The organism is Kitasatospora sp. NPDC004272 (assembly GCF_053603035.1).
Map to the genome: position 1 here is coordinate 93,009 of NZ_JBSGET010000002.1, position 16,276 is coordinate 109,284.

19 protein-coding genes are annotated in these 16,276 nt (G+C 75.0%); 15 read left to right on the plus strand and 4 right to left on the minus strand.

The annotated features are described in order from the left end of the window. Positions 1-134 precede the first annotated feature (134 nt). The 3 genes from ACWEO5_RS01235 to ACWEO5_RS01245 form a co-directional block, all read right to left on the minus strand. A complete protein-coding gene (locus ACWEO5_RS01235; protein WP_452158947.1) occupies positions 135-443 on the minus strand; it encodes a hypothetical protein in 309 nt (102 codons plus the stop codon). After that, the gene (locus ACWEO5_RS01240) at positions 440-994 is read right to left on the minus strand and encodes an RNA polymerase sigma factor (RefSeq protein ID WP_452158949.1); all 555 of its coding nucleotides are present in this window, start codon (positions 992-994) and stop codon (positions 440-442) included. Before ACWEO5_RS01240 ends, ACWEO5_RS01235 begins: the two co-directional genes overlap by 4 nt. A gap of 184 nt (positions 995-1,178) precedes the next feature. After that, positions 1,179-1,547: a VOC family protein gene (locus ACWEO5_RS01245; protein ID WP_452158951.1), complete on the minus strand. Its 369-nt coding sequence runs from the start codon at positions 1,545-1,547 to the stop codon at positions 1,179-1,181. Positions 1,548-1,634: 87 nt separating this feature from the next. Here ACWEO5_RS01245 and ACWEO5_RS01250 point away from each other — a divergent pair, with 87 nt between their 5' ends. Together ACWEO5_RS01250 and ACWEO5_RS01255 are read left to right on the plus strand one after the other, a co-directional pair. Then, complete coding sequence (locus ACWEO5_RS01250; RefSeq protein ID WP_452158953.1) at positions 1,635-2,051, plus strand: DUF4440 domain-containing protein; 417 nt, start codon at positions 1,635-1,637, stop codon at positions 2,049-2,051. Continuing rightward, complete coding sequence (locus tag ACWEO5_RS01255; RefSeq protein WP_452158955.1) at positions 2,048-2,479, plus strand: hypothetical protein; 432 nt, start codon at positions 2,048-2,050, stop codon at positions 2,477-2,479. The genes ACWEO5_RS01250 and ACWEO5_RS01255 overlap by 4 nt, the downstream gene beginning before the upstream one ends. Positions 2,480-2,647: 168 nt before the next feature. Here the strand turns inward: ACWEO5_RS01255 and ACWEO5_RS01260 are convergent, their stop codons facing one another. Next, positions 2,648-3,898, minus strand: a complete 1,251-nt coding sequence (locus ACWEO5_RS01260) for an MFS transporter (protein WP_452158957.1) — start codon at positions 3,896-3,898, stop codon at positions 2,648-2,650. Between the two features lie 126 nt (positions 3,899-4,024). Between ACWEO5_RS01260 and ACWEO5_RS01265 the strand changes: the two genes are divergently transcribed. The 13 genes from ACWEO5_RS01265 (at position 4,025) to ACWEO5_RS01325 (ending at position 16,236) form a co-directional block, all read left to right on the plus strand. Further along, positions 4,025-4,672, plus strand: coding sequence for a TetR/AcrR family transcriptional regulator (locus ACWEO5_RS01265; protein ID WP_452158959.1), 648 nt, complete (start codon positions 4,025-4,027; stop codon positions 4,670-4,672). Between the two features lie 258 nt (positions 4,673-4,930). Continuing rightward, complete coding sequence (locus tag ACWEO5_RS01270) at positions 4,931-5,659, plus strand: response regulator transcription factor (protein WP_452158961.1); 729 nt, start codon at positions 4,931-4,933, stop codon at positions 5,657-5,659. After that, on the plus strand, positions 5,656-7,113 hold the full coding sequence (locus ACWEO5_RS01275; RefSeq protein ID WP_452158963.1) for a sensor histidine kinase: 1,458 nt from the start codon (positions 5,656-5,658) through the stop codon (positions 7,111-7,113). The genes ACWEO5_RS01270 and ACWEO5_RS01275 overlap by 4 nt, the downstream gene beginning before the upstream one ends. 28 nt (positions 7,114-7,141) lie before the next feature. Further along, positions 7,142-8,233, plus strand: coding sequence for a hypothetical protein (locus ACWEO5_RS01280; RefSeq protein WP_452158965.1), 1,092 nt, complete (start codon positions 7,142-7,144; stop codon positions 8,231-8,233). Positions 8,234-8,346: 113 nt separating this feature from the next. After that, a complete protein-coding gene (locus ACWEO5_RS01285; protein ID WP_452158966.1) occupies positions 8,347-8,730 on the plus strand; it encodes a hypothetical protein in 384 nt (127 codons plus the stop codon). Continuing rightward, the gene (locus tag ACWEO5_RS01290; RefSeq protein WP_452158968.1) at positions 8,727-8,936 is read left to right on the plus strand and encodes a hypothetical protein; all 210 of its coding nucleotides are present in this window, start codon (positions 8,727-8,729) and stop codon (positions 8,934-8,936) included. Before ACWEO5_RS01285 ends, ACWEO5_RS01290 begins: the two co-directional genes overlap by 4 nt. Before the next feature lie 409 nt (positions 8,937-9,345). Then, positions 9,346-9,867: a cysteine dioxygenase gene (locus ACWEO5_RS01295; RefSeq protein ID WP_452158970.1), complete on the plus strand. Its 522-nt coding sequence runs from the start codon at positions 9,346-9,348 to the stop codon at positions 9,865-9,867. Further along, on the plus strand, positions 9,867-10,259 hold the full coding sequence (locus ACWEO5_RS01300; RefSeq protein ID WP_452158972.1) for a rhodanese-like domain-containing protein: 393 nt from the start codon (positions 9,867-9,869) through the stop codon (positions 10,257-10,259). Before ACWEO5_RS01295 ends, ACWEO5_RS01300 begins: the two co-directional genes overlap by 1 nt. A 175-nt stretch (positions 10,260-10,434) precedes the next feature. Then, positions 10,435-11,520: an ABC transporter ATP-binding protein gene (locus ACWEO5_RS01305; protein WP_452158975.1), complete on the plus strand. Its 1,086-nt coding sequence runs from the start codon at positions 10,435-10,437 to the stop codon at positions 11,518-11,520. After that, complete coding sequence (locus ACWEO5_RS01310; protein WP_344550822.1) at positions 11,507-12,169, plus strand: ABC transporter permease; 663 nt, start codon at positions 11,507-11,509, stop codon at positions 12,167-12,169. The genes ACWEO5_RS01305 and ACWEO5_RS01310 overlap by 14 nt, the downstream gene beginning before the upstream one ends. After that, a complete protein-coding gene (locus ACWEO5_RS01315) occupies positions 12,166-12,930 on the plus strand; it encodes an ABC transporter permease (protein ID WP_452158977.1) in 765 nt (254 codons plus the stop codon). Before ACWEO5_RS01310 ends, ACWEO5_RS01315 begins: the two co-directional genes overlap by 4 nt. Further along, positions 12,927-13,865 carry an ABC transporter substrate-binding protein gene (locus ACWEO5_RS01320; protein ID WP_452158979.1) on the plus strand — a complete coding sequence of 313 codons (939 nt, stop codon included), beginning with the start codon at positions 12,927-12,929 and terminating at the stop codon, positions 13,863-13,865. Before ACWEO5_RS01315 ends, ACWEO5_RS01320 begins: the two co-directional genes overlap by 4 nt. Before the next feature lie 325 nt (positions 13,866-14,190). After that, complete coding sequence (locus ACWEO5_RS01325; protein WP_452158981.1) at positions 14,191-16,236, plus strand: glycosyl hydrolase family 18 protein; 2,046 nt, start codon at positions 14,191-14,193, stop codon at positions 16,234-16,236. Positions 16,237-16,276: the final 40 nt, after the last annotated feature.

Genomic DNA, 16,276 nt, shown 5'->3' on the forward strand with positions numbered 1-16,276 from the left:
ACGGTCCGTCCCGGGTCCGTTCGGGCCCGCCGCCCGACGGGACGAGTCTGCTGGACCGTCCCGGCCGGGCGGCGCAGAACCGTCGGCCGTTCCCCCACCCGGCGGATCACTGCGCTGATCCGATGATCGGCCCGCTACCGTCCCGGCGCCCGGGCCGCGAGGCTGCACCGGCCGTCCGCGCAGTCACGTCGCCACCGGCCCCGGGAGAGGGTCTGCAGCAGCCCGACCGTCCAGCACATCGGACAGCCGCGCAGGGCGAACAGCCCGACCGGAACGAGCAGCAGCGCCACCGGCCCGCACCCCGGCAGCAGGGCGAACCCGGCCGCGACCGCCCCGAACCCGACCGCCCCGCGCAGCAGGTGACGCGCCAGCGAGGCGCTCGCGAAGTCCGTCCGCCCGGTCGCCCCGGTCGCCCCGGGCCCCTCCGTCCGGCGCCCGCTCACCGCACGCCGCCCGGCAGGTCGGCGAGTTCGGCCCGGACGGCCGCCCGGGCCCGGTGCAGCCGGGACTTCATCGCGGCCGTGCTCAGCCCCAGTGCCTCCGCCACCGCCCGCCCGCCGAGCCCCTGCAGGTCGCGCATGACCAGCACCCGGCGCTGGTCGGCGGGCAGTGCGGCGATCGCCGCGGCGACCCGTTCGGTGTCGAGCCGCCGCAACGCCTCCTGCTCCGCCGAGTCCGCCAACTCCGCCGCCCCGCCGAGTGGTTCGGCGGCGAGCTGCCGGGGCGCCCGGACCCGGCGCAGGCACTCGTTGCGGACGATCCGGAACAGCCAGGACGCGAGCGCCCCGGTGGCCCGCAGCATGCCGATCCGCCGGTACAGCACGATCAGCGCCTCCTGCGCGGCGTCCTCCGCGTCCTCCGGGCTGGCGCACAGCGAGTGCGCGAACCGGCGGACGTTCGGGTGCGCCCCGGCGACCAGGACCGCCAACGAGTCCCGGTCGCCGCCGCGCGCCGCGACGATCACCTCCTCGCCGGGCCAGCCGGTCTCAACCACGGTTCCCCCGCTTCCGCTTGAGCACCAGCACGCAGGTGCAGAGCAGCACCGCACCCGCACCGACCACCACGGCAACCACCACGACTTCCTCCAGGCCCTCGTCCGCGTCCTCCGCCGTACGGCGTGACGCACATGAGAGTCCCGGCCCCCCGAAAAGGATTCACCCCCGTCGGGGCCGTCCCGCTCAGTTCCCGCGTTCCGCCCGGCTGCGCTCCACGCAGAACTCGTTGCCCTCGACGTCGGCCAGCACCGCCCAGCCCGTTCCGTCCTCCCGGCGCTGGTCGTCCACCAGGACGGCGCCCAGGCCGAGCAGGCGCTCGACCTCCTCGTCCCGCGTGCGCTCCTGCGGCTGGAGGTCGAAGTGGATCCGGTTCTTGCCGGCCTTCTTCTCCGGCACCGTCACGAACAGCAGGTTCGCGGCCGGGATCAACGCCTGCGGGTCGCCCGGGAAGTCGTCCTCGTGGAGCGGCTGGCCCAGCACCTCCGACCAGAAGGAGGCGAGGCGGTAGGGGTCGAGGCTGTCGACGGTCACGTGCCTGATCACAGATGTCATGTCCTGGATTCTCGACGGTCGGGTAAGGACCGGCAACCCCGTTTCCTCCTGTCGTCCCCCCGCCCGCCCGCTGTTACCGTTCACCCCGTGCCTGCGACCGCCTCCCCCGCCAAGGCCGAACTCGACCGGCTCACCGCCGAGTTCTTCGGCGCCTTCGACAACCGGCACGGCGGCCCGGCCGACGTCGGACGGCTCCGGCGGCTGATGCTGCCCGGCGGCGTCATCGTGGTGACCGCGCCCCGCTACGCCGTCTACGGTGTCGAGGAGTTCATCACCCCGCGCGAACTACTGCTCTCCGAAGGCCGGTTGACCGACTTCCACGAGTGGGAGACCGCCGAGCGCACCGAGATCGCCGACGGCGTGGCCTGCCGGATCGGCACCTACCGCAAGTCCGGCCTCCTCGACGGCGAACCCTACGAGGGCGGCGGCACCAAGACCTTCCAGTTCGCCCGCACCCCGGACGGCTGGCGCATCACCGCCTTCTCCTGGCACGACGAGCCGTGACCCCGCCACCACCCGTCCGCCCCGAGCCGCCGGGCCCCCGCGGAAGCAGCGACCGGACGGACCCGCCCGAGCCGCTGACCGGCGGAGAACTCACCGAGATCGAGCAGCGCGCCGCGGCCGCCACCCCCGGCCCCTGGTACGTCCGGCAGCTCGACGACGAGGCCGCGATGAGCCTCGTCGCCGTCAGCACCGCCCCCGACACCGGGCGGGGCGAGCGCTGGCCGGACTTCGACCACGGGCAGATCGTGGCCGCCACCCTCGTCCAGCGGCCGCGCTACGTCGACGTCGTCGGTGGACTCTGGGACGAGAACGCCTCGTTCATCGCCGGGGCCCGCCAGGACGTCCCCCGGCTGGTCGCGGAGATCCGGCGCCTCAACTGCCTGCTGGAAGCCGCCCGGGCCACCGGGGAGGGCGGCGGTCCGAGCTGACGCCACGCCCCGGCACCTCCGGGCGGGGAGGCGTCGCGGTGGGCGTCGAGGAGTCCGTCGTCCCGCGCGAACTGCCACGCCGTGCAGGCCGGTTGACCGACCCTGACGAGACCCCGGACGGCCGGCGGATCACCGCCTCCTCCCGGCGCGGCGAGCCGTGGCCCCCGGTCAGGACCGCACCGCACCGCCGGCCTCCACCGGGCAGGCCGCCTCCACCGGGTTCGGCCGGGTGACGGGGCGGGGGCGGGCGAAGGTGGTGCCGAAGGCGGCCAGGGCGAGCAGGGCCACGGCGGCGCCGTAGCCGGTGGCGGTGGTCAGCAGGCCGAGGTGCGGGACGGCGAACCCGGCGGCCACCGCGGGGGCGCTGAAGGCCAGGTAGCTGAGGACGTACACGGCCGCGAACAGTTCGGCGCGCTCCGCGGGGGCGGCCAGCGGGGCGATGCCGGAGAGCACGCCGAGGAAGGTCGCGCCGAAGCCGAGCCCGGCCAGCGCGGTCATCGCGAAGAACAGCGGCGCGCTGCCTCGGTCGAGGGCCGCCAGGGTGCCGGCCACGCCGAGGGCCAGCGCGGTCGAGCCGAACCGGAGCGTCGTCCGGGCGGGGCGGCCGCGCAGCAGGAGCGAGCCGAGCGTTCCGGCCGCGGTCATGGTGCTGACGACCAGGCCGCCGACCAGGTGGTTGTGCAGGTGCAGGACCCCGGCGGCGAGCGAGGGGCCGAGCGAGAGGTAGAGGCCGCCGAGCGACCAGACCGCGACCAGGGCCGGCGTGCCGACCGCGAAGGCGCGGCGGGCCTGCCGCGGGACGCGGGCCCGCGGCACCAGGGAGGCGAGGGCGCCCGGGCGGCGCCCGGCGGTCTCGGGGATCAGCGCCAGGGCGGCGACGGCGAGCAGGAAACCGGCGGCGAGGAGCGCGAAGACCAGGACCCGCGGGGCCGGGCCGTACTGCACCAGCAGCCCCGAGCCGAAGGCGCCGAGGGCCAGGCCGAGGGTGGAGGCCGCGCCGTTGACGAGGGCGCCGAGGCCCGGGGAGCGCTCCGGCTGCAGGTCGACCAGGGTCGCCGAGAGGGCCCCGGTCGCGGCCCCGGTGGCGAAGCCCTGGACGGCCCGGGCCGCCAGCAGCGGGCCGACCCCGTCCGCGTTGGTGAACAGCAGCATCGCCCCCGCCTCCAGCAGCAGCGAACCGTAGAGCAGCGGCTTGCGGCCCAGGAAGTCGGAGAGGCTGCCGACGGTGGTCAGGGCGAGCAGCAGGAACACCGCGTAGACGGCGAAGATCACCGTGAGGGTGCCGGAGGAGAAGCCCCAGGCGGCCTGGTAGACGACGTAGAGGGGGGAGGGCGCGGCGGCGGCGAAGGTCAGCAGCAGCAGGGCCGCTGCGACCAGCCAGAAGGCCGGGGTGCGGGACAGCCCGCGGGAGTTCGGCATGGACACCTCGATGGCAGGCCGGTCGGGGACCGGAAGCGTGACCCCTTAAGGCGAAAGGGTTGGCTTTAACGGATACTAGGCGACTGCTCGGAGTTAAAGCGAATCACTTTGCCTTAGCATGGGAGAGTGAACAGCCAGCCACCGGAGCCGCCCCCGGCTCCCGCCCCGGCTCCCGCCCCGGGGCCGCCCCCGGCCGAGCCCGTCCGCCGCACCGGCGGGCGCAGCGCGCGGGTGTGCGCCGCCGTGCACCGGGCCGTCACCGAACTGATCGCCGAGGGCGGCGCGGACCAGGTGTCGATCCCGGCCGTCGCCGCCCGGGCGGGCGTCAACCCCACCTCCGTGTACCGGCGCTGGGGCGACCTCAACGGCCTGCTGGCCGACGTCACCGCCACCCGGCTCGCCCCGGAGGACCCGCCGCCGGACACCGGCGACCTCCGCACCGACCTGCTCCAGTGGGCCGAGCGGAGCCGGGCCTCCATCACCACCCCGGAGACCCTGGCCCTGGTCCGGCACGCCGTCGGCAAACTCGCCTGCCCCGACTCCGGCTCGACCCCGCGGATGGCCGCCCGCGAACGGCAACTGGCCACGATCCTGGCCAGGGCCGCGGAGCGCGGCGAACCGGCCCCCACCCTCCGCCAGGGCGTGGACCACCTGCTGGCCCCGCTCTACTTCCGGGTCATCCTCAACCTCGGCCCGATCGAACCCGCCGACGTCCACCGCCTCGTCGACGACCTCCTGCACCACCACACCGACACCTGCGCTCCCACCACCTGACCACCTGACCACCGCCGGAACCCCCGCCCGGCCCCGCCGCCGGAACCCCCGCCCCGCCCCCGCGCGTCCGCCCCGCGGAAGCAGCAGCCTCCGCCCTCTCCCCCGCGCGCCCTGCCATCCCTTTCCTCCCGCTTCCCCTTCGCCCGCCGCCGGAACCCCCGCCCCGCCCCGCCGCCGGAACCCCCGCCCCGCCCCCGCGCATCCCCCTGTGCGAGAGTCGTGTCCCCCACGGGGGCGGTTCGGGCGGAGGTGTGGCAGGTGAGCGGTGGGGCCGGGCGGGTACTGGTGGTGGACGACGACGCGGGGATCCGGCGGAGCCTGGAGCGGGGGCTGCGGCTGAGCGGGTTCCGGGTCGCGGTCGCGGCGGACGGCGCGCTCGCGCTGGCGGCGCTCGCCGAGGATCCGCCGGACGTGCTGGTGCTGGACGTCGGGATGCCGGGCCCGTCGGGGACGGAGGTGTGCCGGACGCTGCGGGCCCGGGGGGACGACACGCCGGTGCTGATGCTCTCCGCGCTGGACGAACTGGCCGACCGGGTGGCCGGGTTGCAGGCCGGCGCGGACGACTACCTGGTGAAGCCGTTCGCCCTGGAGGAGTTGGTGCTGCGGCTGCACGCGCTGCTGCGCCGCCGACCGCCGCAGCCCGCGGACCTGATCCGGGTCGGTCCGCTGCGGATCCACCCGGAGACCCGGCAGGCATTCTGGGCGGAGGACGAACTCCGGTTGACCAGGCGCGAGTTCGAGCTGCTCGCCCAACTGGCCCGGAACGCCGGGATCGTGCTGTCCCGGGAGGTGCTGCTGGACCGGGTGTGGGGCTACGACTTCGAGGTGCGCAGCGACGCCGTGGACACCTTCGTCTCGTACCTGCGCCGGAAGTTGGAGGCCGGCGGTCGCCCCCGGACGGTGCACACGGTGCGCGGGGTGGGGTTCGTACTGCGGGCCCCGGACGAGGGTGTGCGGGCCCCGGACGAGGGCGGGGCGGGCCGGTGAAGCTGTCGACCAGGATCGCGATCGGGGCGGCGGTGCTGGTGCCGCTGCTGGTGGCGGCGGCCGGGCTGCTGCTGCTGCCGCTGGTCGGCGCGGACCTGCACCGCCGCCAGGACGCGCAGTTGAACGCCCGGGCGGCCGCCGTGCTGCCGAACGCCCGGGCGCTGCTCGCGGCGGACAGCCGGGGACGTCCGAAGGTCGAGCAGAACCAGCAGCGCAAGCTGATGGACGCGGCGCTGGACGCGGGCGTCCGGCTGACCGCCGCCGACGGCACGGTGCTGCTCGCGGCGGGCCCGCAGCCGGACGATCCGCTGCTGCTTCCGGGCGCGCCGGGCGGGAACGTGGTGACGGTCCGCCAAGCTGGTTCCTCCTGGCGGGTGTTGACGGTACGGGTGGACGGCGGGGGCGCCGGCGGGACGCTGTGGGTGCTGGCTCCGGCCGGGGAGCCGGCCGAGGAGTTGCGGGCGGTGCGGCGGCGGGTGCTGCTGGTGGCGCTGGTCGCGGCGCCGCTCTCGGGGCTGATCGCCTTCGGGCTCGCCGAACGGGCCACCCGGCCGCTGCGCCGACTGGGCCGCCGGGCGGCCGGGTTGGACCCGCGGGCCGGGCACGCGGCGTTCGCGCACGCCCGGACGGGCACCGCCGAGGTGGACGAACTCTCGGCCGCGATCGCCCTGTTGCTGTCGCGCTACGACGAGCAGGCGGCCCGCACGGCGCAGGCCCTGGACACCGCGAGGTCGTTCTCCTCGGCGGCCTCGCATGAGCTGCGCACCCCGCTGATGAGCCTGCGCACCAACCTGGACGTGCTGGCCGCGCACCCGGACCTGGCGGCGGACGAGCGGGCCGAGGTGCTGGCCGAGTCGCAGCAGGACCACGCCCGGATGCTGGACCTGCTGAGCGCGCTGTCCGCGCTGGCCCGGGGAGACCTGGTGGAGCTCTCCGCGTTCGGCCCGGTCGACCTCGCGGAGCTGGTGGACACCGCCGTGGCCGAGGCCGCCCGCCGCCGCCCGGAAACTGTCTACCGCACCGAACTCCCGCCCGAAGCAAGGGTGTTCGGCTGGGACGCGGGCCTGCGCATCCTGCTCGCCAACCTGCTCGGCAATGCCGCCGTGCACGGCCGCACCGCCGACCGCCCGGCCGAGGTGGACGTCCGCCTGCGCGTCGAGGGCGGCACCGCCCGGCTGACCGTGGACGACACCGGCCCCGGCGTCCCGCCCGCCGAACGCACCGCCGTCTTCCACCGCTTCCACCGCCGCCCGGACAGCCCGGGCTCCGGCCTCGGGCTGACCCTGGTCGCCCAGCAGGCCGCCCTGCACCGGGGCACGGCCTTGGCCACCGACCGCCCGGACGGCCCGGGCGGCCGCTTCGAGGTCCGCCTGCCGCTGCTGCTTCCCGCCGACCCACCGGCCGCACAACTCCCCTCCCCCCGGGACTGGTTGAGCGACCGGGAACGCCGCTGACCCACCGGGTGGGTGGCAGGATGCCCGGATGGAAGCAACGAAGCAGGTCCTCGCGTCCGCCGCCCGGCTGCTGGGCACCGGCCTGTCCGAGCCCGTCGACCTCGGCGGCAGCCGCCGCACCACCGTGCTGCGCTGCCGCACCGGCGACGGGCGGTCGGTCGTGGTCAAGGCGTACACCGGCGGGCCGGACGCGCTGCGCGCCTTCACCGCCGAGGCGGCCGGGCTCACCCTCGGGCTCGCGGGCCCCCGACTGCTCGCGGTCGACCCGGAGTTGCCGCTGCTGGTGCTGGAGGACCTCGGCCCGGCACCCACCCTGGCCGACCTGCTGCTCGGCGAGGATGCGCGGGCCGCCCGGGTGGGTCTGCTGACCTGGGCCCGCGGGCTGGGCCGGCTGGCGGCCGGCTCGGTCGGGCGGCAGGAAGAACTCGCCTCGCTGTGGCGGAAGTTCGACGCCGGAATGCCGACCTGGGCGGAGCAGCCGTGGATCGCGGAGAACGCCGCCCGCTTCCCCGAGGTGCTCGCCGCGGCCGGGGTGCCCGCCCCCGCCGGGCTGGCCGCGGAGCTGGCCGCGGTCGGCGTCGCGGGCGGCGAGGCGTACCCGGCGTTCACGCCCGGTGACACCTGCCCGGACAACAACCTGCTCACCCCGGACGGTCTGCGGCTGCTGGACTTCGAGGAGGCCTGCTTCCAGTCGGTCTTCCTCACCGCCGCGTACTGCCGGATGCCGTTCTCGTCCTGCTGGTGCGTCTTCGACCTGCCGCCCGGACTGGCCCAGCGGGCCGAGAACGCGTACCGGGGAAAGGTCGTCCCCGTGTACCCGGAGCTCGCCGACGACGCGCGCTGGGAGGCCGGGGTGCGGGACGCCGTCGCCGTCTGGACGGTCAACGCCACCGTGCTGCTGCTGCCCCGCTCCGCCGAGGACCGGCCGATGCACCCGACCCGCCGCCCCGTCCCGACCCGGCACCAACTGCTGCGCCACCGCTGGGAGGCGGGCGCCCGCCTGGACGGCCGCCCGGCCCTCGCCGCGGCCTTCGACGGGCTGCTGCGCGAGGTCGCCGCCCACTGGGAGGCGGCCCCGCTGCCCGGCTACCCGGCGCTCCGGAACGCGGCCGTGGACTGACCCGCTCCCCCGCCCCCGTCGCACCGGGTTCCACAGGGTTTCCACAAGAAGGCCCCCTACCGTCGGGCCCGGCCGGGGGATCCGGCCGGGATTCGGAGTGGAAGGGGATACCCATGCGCATCAACCGGGCGGCGGCCGCCGTCGGAGTGCTGGCGCTGGCGGGCGCGTTCCTGGCTGCGGGGCCCGCGCAGGCGGCGGGCGGGGCGCCGAAGGGGGACGGGGCGAAGGCGGTCTGCAAGCGGCTGCCGAAGACCCAGGAGCGGGTCGACAAGGCGCTGACGCGGCTGAACGGCGACGCCACCGTCAACGGTTCGGTGGCCCGGCTGCAGCAGCGGGTGGACGACGCCCACAAGGCGGGGCACGCCGAGATCGAGAAGTACCTGAACGACCGGCTGGCCTTCCGCCGCAGTCTGCTGCCGACGTTGCAGACCCGCAAGGCGGACCTGACGGCGGTGGCCGACTGGTGCGCGAAGAACGCCCCGGCGGCCGGGAAGTGACCCGTCGGCCCGCCGCCGGACGGGCGGCCCTGGCGGCCCTGGCGCTGGCCTGCGCCGCTCTGCTGACGGCCTGCGGCCCGACCTCCGGCAAGGCCGGCTCCGGGGGCGGCGCCGACGACGCGCAGGTCCAGCAGATGCAGCAGAAGGTGGACGCCGCGGACAGCGCCGCCGCCCAGGCCGACGAGAACGCCGGCCAGGACAACTGAAACCCCTCAAGGCCCCGACGGCCCGCGTTCTCCCCGGAACGCGGGCCGTCGGCCGTCCGTAGGCCGAGACGCGGACGTCCACGATGCGACCTTCGGCGTGGCGTAACTTGACGGGCCGCCGCCGGGTCGTGAAGCATCTGCGGCATGAACTCCGGCACCTTCCTGGTCTGCCGCCTGCACGTCGATCTGCGACGCCAGGCGAGCGACATGTGTGCCTGCTGTTGACGCTCTCCGCGTAACCTCCGTGCGCGCCCTGTGAGTTGACCCAGGTCTCCGCGCGCCCCGCCCGGCCAGTCACCGCCCCTCGCCCTGCCGCCCCCTCGTCCTGCCGTCCGCGCGCCCCGCCGTACCGTGCCTCCGCACGCGTTGCCGGCGACGGCCGCCGCCCCGGCACACCCCGGAGGACCCCATGAGCATCGACCTCGCCAGCACGCCCGCCACCGCACCCGCCGGCGCCGCCGACCGCACCGCCCGCCCCCCGCTGTCCCCGAACGCGCTGCGCCGGATCGTTCGCGACCTGGCCGAGCGGCCCGAGCGCTGGCTGCACCGGGTGCGACTGTCCGCGGAGGAGCGCTGGTACGAGCGGCTGGAGCTGGCGGAGGACTACGAGGTGTGGCTGATCAGCTGGCTGCCGGGGCAGTCCACCGGCTTCCACGACCACGGCGGTTCGCGCGGGGCGTTCACGGTGGCGCTGGGCGAGCTGGAGGAACTGGCGCTGGCCGGGCCGGAGCACGGGCTGACGGTGCGACGGCTGCCGGCGGGCAGCGAGCGGGCGTTCGGCCCGCAGTACCTGCACGACGTCCGCAACACGGCGCAGGGCCCGGCGGTGACGCTGCACGCGTACTCGCCGCCGCTGAGCGAGATGTCGCACTACGAACTGCGGGCCGGCGGCCTGGTGCAGACCTCCACGGAAGGACCGGAGCAGTGGTGATGACGGTGGACCAGCTGCTGGCGAAGGCCCGGACGGGCCTCGACCGGCCGGACCCGGCCCGAGCCTGGGCCGAACTCGCGGACGGGGCGCGGCTGGTGGACATCCGCCCGGCGGCGCAGCGGGCCCGCGAGGGGGAGATCCCGGGGGCGCTGGTGATCGAGCGGAACGTGCTGGAGTGGCGGCTGGACCCGACCGGGAGCCACCGGATCCCGGAGGCGGTGGACCACGGCGTGCGCTGGATCGTGGTCTGCTCGGAGGGGTACGCGTCCTCGCTGGCGGCGGCCTCGCTGCGGGAGTTGGGGCTGCACCGGGCGACCGACCTGGACGGCGGCTTCGTGGCCTGGGCGGCGGCCGGACTGCCCACCAGCCCGGTGGATCAAGGTTTGCGGTGAGAGCGGCACGGGAAGCCGGACAAGCGACGGGTCATGACCTCCCGCCCCGCGCCGACCTCCCGCCCCGCCCGCAGCACACTCACCGCCTGAACCGCCAGCACCACCCGCACCACCCGCACCAGCCGAACCACCGACCCGACGACCACCCGACGGCCGACCCTCCGAGGACCCTTCCGTGATCAGATTCGAGGGCGCCGCCAAGCGCCACCCCGACGGCACGGTCGCCGTCCGCGGCCTGGACCTGGAGGTGCCGGCCGGCCGGACCACCGTGCTGGTGGGGCCGTCGGGCTGCGGCAAGACCACCATCCTGCGAATGGTCAACCGGATGGTGGTGCCCACCGCCGGGCGGGTGCTGCTGGAGGGGGCGGACGTGGCCTCGCTGCCCGCGGCGGGGCTGCGGCGCGGCATCGGGTACGTGATCCAGCAGGCGGGGCTGTTCCCGCACCGCCGGGTGATCGACAACGTGGCGACGGTGCCCCGGTTGCTCGGCTGGGACCGCAAGCGGGCCCGGGCCCGGGCCGCCGAACTGCTGGAGCTGGTCGGCCTGCCGCCGGAGACCGCCCGCCGCTACCCGGCCCAGCTCTCCGGCGGCCAGCAGCAACGGGTGGGCGTGGCGAGGGCGTTGGCGGCGGATCCGCCGGTGCTGCTGATGGACGAGCCGTTCAGCGCGGTCGACCCGCTGGTGCGCGCCGGGCTCCAGGAGGAACTGCTGCGCATCCAGGGCGAGTTGGGCAAGACGGTGCTGTTCGTGACGCACGACATCGAGGAGGCGGTCCGGCTCGGCGACCGGGTGGTGGTGCTCCGCGAGCACGGCGAGATCGCCCAACTCGCCGACCCGCACACCCTGTTGACCGCTCCGGCGGACGCCGGCGTGGCCGCCTTCCTGGGCCGCGACCGGGGGCTGCGCGGGCTGGGCCTGCGCCCGGCCGCCACCGTCCCCCTCGACGACCTGCGACCCTCGTACGAGGAATGGCGGTTGGTGCTCGACCCGGACGGCCGCCCGGAGCACTGGGCGCGCGGCACCGAACGCCACCCGGCCCCGGTGTTCGCCCCGGCCCGGGACTCGCTGCGCTCCGCCCTGGACGCCGCGCTGCTGGCCCCGTCCGGCCACGCCGTCGCGGTGGACGCCACCGGCCGGGCGGTCGGCACCGCGAGCCGCACCGCCGTGGTCGAGGCGCTGGCCGCCGACCCCACCCCGAGCACCGCCACCGCCACCGCCACCGACCCGATACCCGGGCAGGTGCCGCATGCTGGACGGTGAGCCGCTGGTCCGCTGGCGCTGGCTCGGCGACCACCTCGGCTACCTGGGCGACCTGACGGCCGACCACGCGGTGATCGCGCTGGTCCCGGTGCTGCTGGCCCTGCTGCTGGCGGTGCCGCTCGGCCTGGCCTGCGCACGCTTCCCCCGCCTCTACCAGCCGCTCGCGGCGGTGTTCAACGTGGTGTACGCGCTGCCGTCGCTGGCGGTGTTCGTGGTGCTGATCCCGTACACCGGGCTGGCCACCCGGGAGACCGTGATGGTGCCGCTGACCTGCTACGCGCTGGCGGTGCTGCTGCCGACCACGGTGGACGGGCTGCGGGCGGTGCCGGAGCCGGTGCGGCAGGCGGCCACCGCGCTGGGCTACGGGCCGTGGCGACGGCTGGCGGCGGTCGAACTCCCGGCGTCCGTCCCGTACCTGATCGGCGGGCTGCGGGTCGCCGCGGTGTCCTCGATCTCGCTGGCGGCGGTGGGGGCGCTGGTCGGCCGGGGCGGCCTGGGCTACCTGTTCGTGGACGGCTTCCAGCGGACCTTCCCGACCCCGATCCTGGCCGGGATCGTCCTGGTGGCGCTGCTGGCGCTGGCCACCGACCTGCTGCTGGTGGCGGCCCGCCGGGTGCTGGCGCCGTGGGCCCGGGGGGTGGCGCGGTGAACTGGCTGGGCTGGCTGCACGACTTCTTCGCCGATCCGGCGCACCGCTCGGGCCCGGACTCGGTCGTCCACCGGGTGCTGGAGCACCTGGCGTTCTCCGCCGAGGCGCTGGGCCTGGCCGCGCTGGTGGCGCTGCCGCTGGGGCTGCTGATCGGCTACTCGGGACGCGGCCTGTTCGTGGTGACGGCGCTGGCGGGTGTCGCCCGCGCGCTGCCCACGCTGGGCCTGGTGACGCTGGCGGTGCTGCTGGCGGGCGTCGGCGACGCGGCGGTGCTGCTGCCGCTGACCGCGCTGGCCGCGCCGCCGATGCTGGTGGCCGCCGCCGAGGGGGTGCGCGGCACCGACCCGGACGTCCGGGACGCGGCCCGCGGCATCGGCCTGACCCACCCGCAGACGCTGCTGCGGGTGTGCGTGCCGGCCGCCGCGCCGACCCTGCTGGCGGGGGTGCGGACGGCCTCGGTGCAGGTGATCGCGACCGCCACGGTGGCCGCGTACGTCGGCCTCGGCGGCCTGGGCCGGTACGTGATCGACGGGCTGGCCACCCGGAACTACCCGACCACGGTCGGCGGCGCCCTGCTGGTGGTGCTGCTGGCGGTGGCGGTCCAGCTGCTGTTCGCCCTGCTGATCCGGCTCGCCGCGCCGCCCGGCGCGCGACCCGGCCCCCGTGCCCGGAGCCGCCGCACCGGCGGCGCCCCGACCGACCCCGCACCCGTGAAGACCGATCCCGCTGGCCCTCCCGCACTCGTGAAGGAAACCCCATGACGCCCCGTCCGGTCCGTATCGCCCTCGCCGTCGCCCTGCTGGCGGGTGCGGCGGCCTGCTCCTCCTCCGGCGGCAGCGACCCGCTGGCCGCGAAGTCGCCCGCCCCGGCGCCGTCCGCCTCCTCCTCCGGGGCGGGTGCCGCGTCCGGAAAGACCGTGGTGGTCGGCTCGGCGAACTTCCCGGAGAACGTGCTGCTGGCCTCGATCTACTCGCAGGCCCTGCAGGCCAAGGGCGTGAAGGTGGAGGAGAAGTTCAACATCGGCAGCCGCGAGGTGCTGTACGGGCAGCTGCAGTCCGGCGCGCTGACGGTGCTGCCGGAGTACAACGGCGCGCTGCTGGGCTACCTGGACGCCAAGTCCACGGCCACCGGCAAGGACGCGGTGAACGCCGAGCTGAAGGCGAAGCTGCCGGCCGGGCTGGCGGTGCTGGACTCGGCGGCGGCGGAGGACAAGGACTCGCTGACGGTCACCCAGGAGACCGCCGACAAGCTGGGCGTGAAGTCGATAGCCGACCTGGCGGGCAAGGCGCAGGACCTGGTGGTGGGCGGTCCGCCGGAGTTCAAGTCCCGGCGCGAGCAGCAGTTCAAGGACGTCTACGGGCTGACCTTCAAGGAGTGGAAGCCGACCGGTGACACCACCGCGAACGCGCTGAAGGACGGCGGGATCCAGGTCGGCAACGTGTTCACCACCGACCCGAAGATCGTCCAGTTGAAGCTGGTGTCGCTGGAGGACCCGAAGAACGTCTTCAGCGCGCAGAACGTCACCCCGCTGGTGAACACCGCCGGTCTGGACGCCACCGGGACGGCCGCGCTGAACGCGGTCTCGGCGAAGCTCGACACGGCCGGGCTGACCGCGTTGATGAAGCGCGTGGCGGTGGACAAGGAGGACCCGTCGGCGGTCGCCAAGAGCTGGCTGAAGAGCGCGAACCTGGGCTGATCCCCGCCGCCGCGCACCGTCCACCGGCCCCGTCCCGAGCACTCGGGGCGGGGCCGACGGCACGTCAGGGGCCTTATTCCCAAGGGTTGGCAAAGCTCTCGGGGGGCCTTGCCGGGGAACTGTAAAGAGTCTTGACAGACGCAGTGGTCCAGACCAACCATGAGTCCGCTGTACTTCCCGACCGGAACGCATCGTGGGGGTGTGACCACCGGCCGGGGCGAGGTATTGCCCCGCACCACCCCGGCACTCCCTGTACCAGGCCGACCCCTGCCCCGTGCCCGAACACCGGCACGCGGGCCACCCTTCCATGCCTGATGGAGACTCGATGCGCCTTCACCGACCACTCCAAGCGCTGCTCGCCACGGGCGCGATGGCGGCCGCCTCGCTGGGGCTGATCTCCGCCCCCGCGCAGGCCGCCACCCCGCTGCCGCAGCACGTCTTCGCCCCGTACTTCGAGGCGTGGACCGGCGAGAGCCCGGCCACCCTGGCCGCCCAGTCCGGTGCCAAGCACCTCACCATGGCGTTCCTGCAGGCCGCCACCAAGGGCTCCTGCACCGCGCTGTGGAACGGCGACACCTCGATGCCGGTGTCGAACTCGGTCTTCGGCGCCGACATCGCGACCATCCGCGCCAACGGCGGCGACGTGATCCCGTCCTTCGGCGGCTACACCGCCGACAACACGGGCACCGAGATCGCCGACTCCTGCACGGACGTCAACCAGATCGCCGCGCAGTTCGAGAACGTCATCACCACCTACGACGTCTCCCGGATCGACCTGGACATCGAGGACAACTCGCTGACCAACACGGCCGGCATCGACCGCCGCAACAAGGCGATCAAGATCGTCGAGGACTGGGCGGCGGCCAACGGCCGCAGCATCCAGTTCAGCTACACCCTGCCGACCACCACCAGCGGCCTGGCCTCCAGCGGCCTGGCGGTGCTGAAGAACGCGGTCACCAACAACGCGCGGGTCGACGTCGTCAACATGATGACGTTCGACTACTACGACAACCAGTCGCACGACATGGCCGCGGACACCCAGACCTCCGCGCAGGGCCTGTACAACCAGCTGGCGAAGCTGTACCCGACGAAGACCGCCGCCCAGCTGTGGAACATGATCGGCATCACCGAGATGGTCGGCATCGACGACTTCGGCGCCGCCGAGACCTTCACCGTCGCGAACGCCACCACGGTCTACAACTGGGCCGTCTCCAAGGGCATCAACACCCTGTCCTTCTGGGCGCTGCAGCGTGACAACGGCGGCTGCCCGGGCCAGGGCGGCCACGACGAGTGCTCCGGCATCGCGCAGGGCACCTGGGACTTCAGCCACATCTTCTCGAAGTTCACCAGCTCCTCGGTGCCGGCGAACGACTTCTCGGTGTCGCTGAGCCCGGCCTCCGGCTCGGTCGCGGCCGGCGCCGCCACCTCCGCGACGGTCAACACCGCGGTGACCTCGGGCTCGGCCCAGAGCGTCAACCTGTCGGTGACCGGCGCCCCGGCGGGCGTCACCGCCTCGCTGAGCTCCTCCACCGTCACCGCGGGCGGCTCCGCCACCCTGAACGTGTCCACCACCTCGGGCGTCGCCAACGGCAGCTACCCGCTGACCGTGACCGGCACCGGCGCGAGCGGCACCCACTCGGCGACCTACACCCTGACCGTCACCGGCGGCACCACCGCCTCCGACTTCTCGGTCGCCCTCTCCCCCGCCTCGGGCTCGGTCCAGGCCGGTTCCGCCGCCTCCAGCACCGTGAACACCGCGGTCACCTCCGGCACCGCCGCGACCGTCAGCCTGACCGTCTCCGGCGCCCCGGCGGGCGTCACCGCCTCGCTGAGCGCCTCCAGCGTCACCGCGGGCGGCTCCGCCACCCTGAACGTGTCCACCACCGCCTCGGCGGCCCCGGGCACCTACACCCTGACCGTCACCGGCACCGGCGCGGGCAAGACCCACACCGCCACCTACGCGCTGACCGTCAACGGCACCACCCCGACCGGCGGCCTCACCAACGGCGACCTGGAGAGCGGCAGCCTCGCCCCGTGGACCTGCCAGAGCGGCGGCGCGGTCGTCTCCACCCCGGTGCACGGCGGCTCCAAGGCCCTGCAGGCCACCCCGACCGCCGGCACCACCGGTGAGTGCGACCAGGTCGTCACCCTGGCCCCGAACCACGCGTACACCCTGACCGCCTGGGTCCAGGGCCCGTACTCGTACGTCGGGGTCAGCGGCGGCGCCACCGCCTCCTCCTGGGCGAACGGCTCCTCCTGGAGCAAGGTGACCGTCCCGTTCACCACCGGCGCCAGCGGCACCGTCACGGTCTACCTGCACGGCTGGTACGGCCAGGGCGCGGTCTACGGCGACGACTTCTCCATCGCCTGACCGACCGCGTGACGGGTCGTCGACCCGAGCAACTCCCGTT

Excerpts from the sequence above, each read along its gene's own strand:
- ACWEO5_RS01245 (WP_452158951.1), bottom strand. The coding sequence starts at position 1,547 with ATGACATCTGTGATCAGGCACGTGACCGTCGACAGCCTCGACCCCTAC.
- ACWEO5_RS01260 (WP_452158957.1), bottom strand. The coding sequence starts at position 3,898 with ATGCCGAACTCCCGCGGGCTGTCCCGCACCCCGGCCTTCTGGCTGGTC.
- ACWEO5_RS01280 (WP_452158965.1), top strand. The coding sequence starts at position 7,142 with ATGGAAGCAACGAAGCAGGTCCTCGCGTCCGCCGCCCGGCTGCTGGGC.
- ACWEO5_RS01285 (WP_452158966.1), top strand. The coding sequence starts at position 8,347 with ATGCGCATCAACCGGGCGGCGGCCGCCGTCGGAGTGCTGGCGCTGGCG.
- ACWEO5_RS01295 (WP_452158970.1), top strand. The coding sequence starts at position 9,346 with ATGAGCATCGACCTCGCCAGCACGCCCGCCACCGCACCCGCCGGCGCC.
- ACWEO5_RS01300 (WP_452158972.1), top strand. The coding sequence starts at position 9,867 with ATGACGGTGGACCAGCTGCTGGCGAAGGCCCGGACGGGCCTCGACCGG.
- ACWEO5_RS01310 (WP_344550822.1), top strand. The coding sequence starts at position 11,507 with ATGCTGGACGGTGAGCCGCTGGTCCGCTGGCGCTGGCTCGGCGACCAC.
- ACWEO5_RS01320 (WP_452158979.1), top strand. The coding sequence starts at position 12,927 with ATGACGCCCCGTCCGGTCCGTATCGCCCTCGCCGTCGCCCTGCTGGCG.
- ACWEO5_RS01325 (WP_452158981.1), top strand. The coding sequence starts at position 14,191 with ATGCGCCTTCACCGACCACTCCAAGCGCTGCTCGCCACGGGCGCGATG.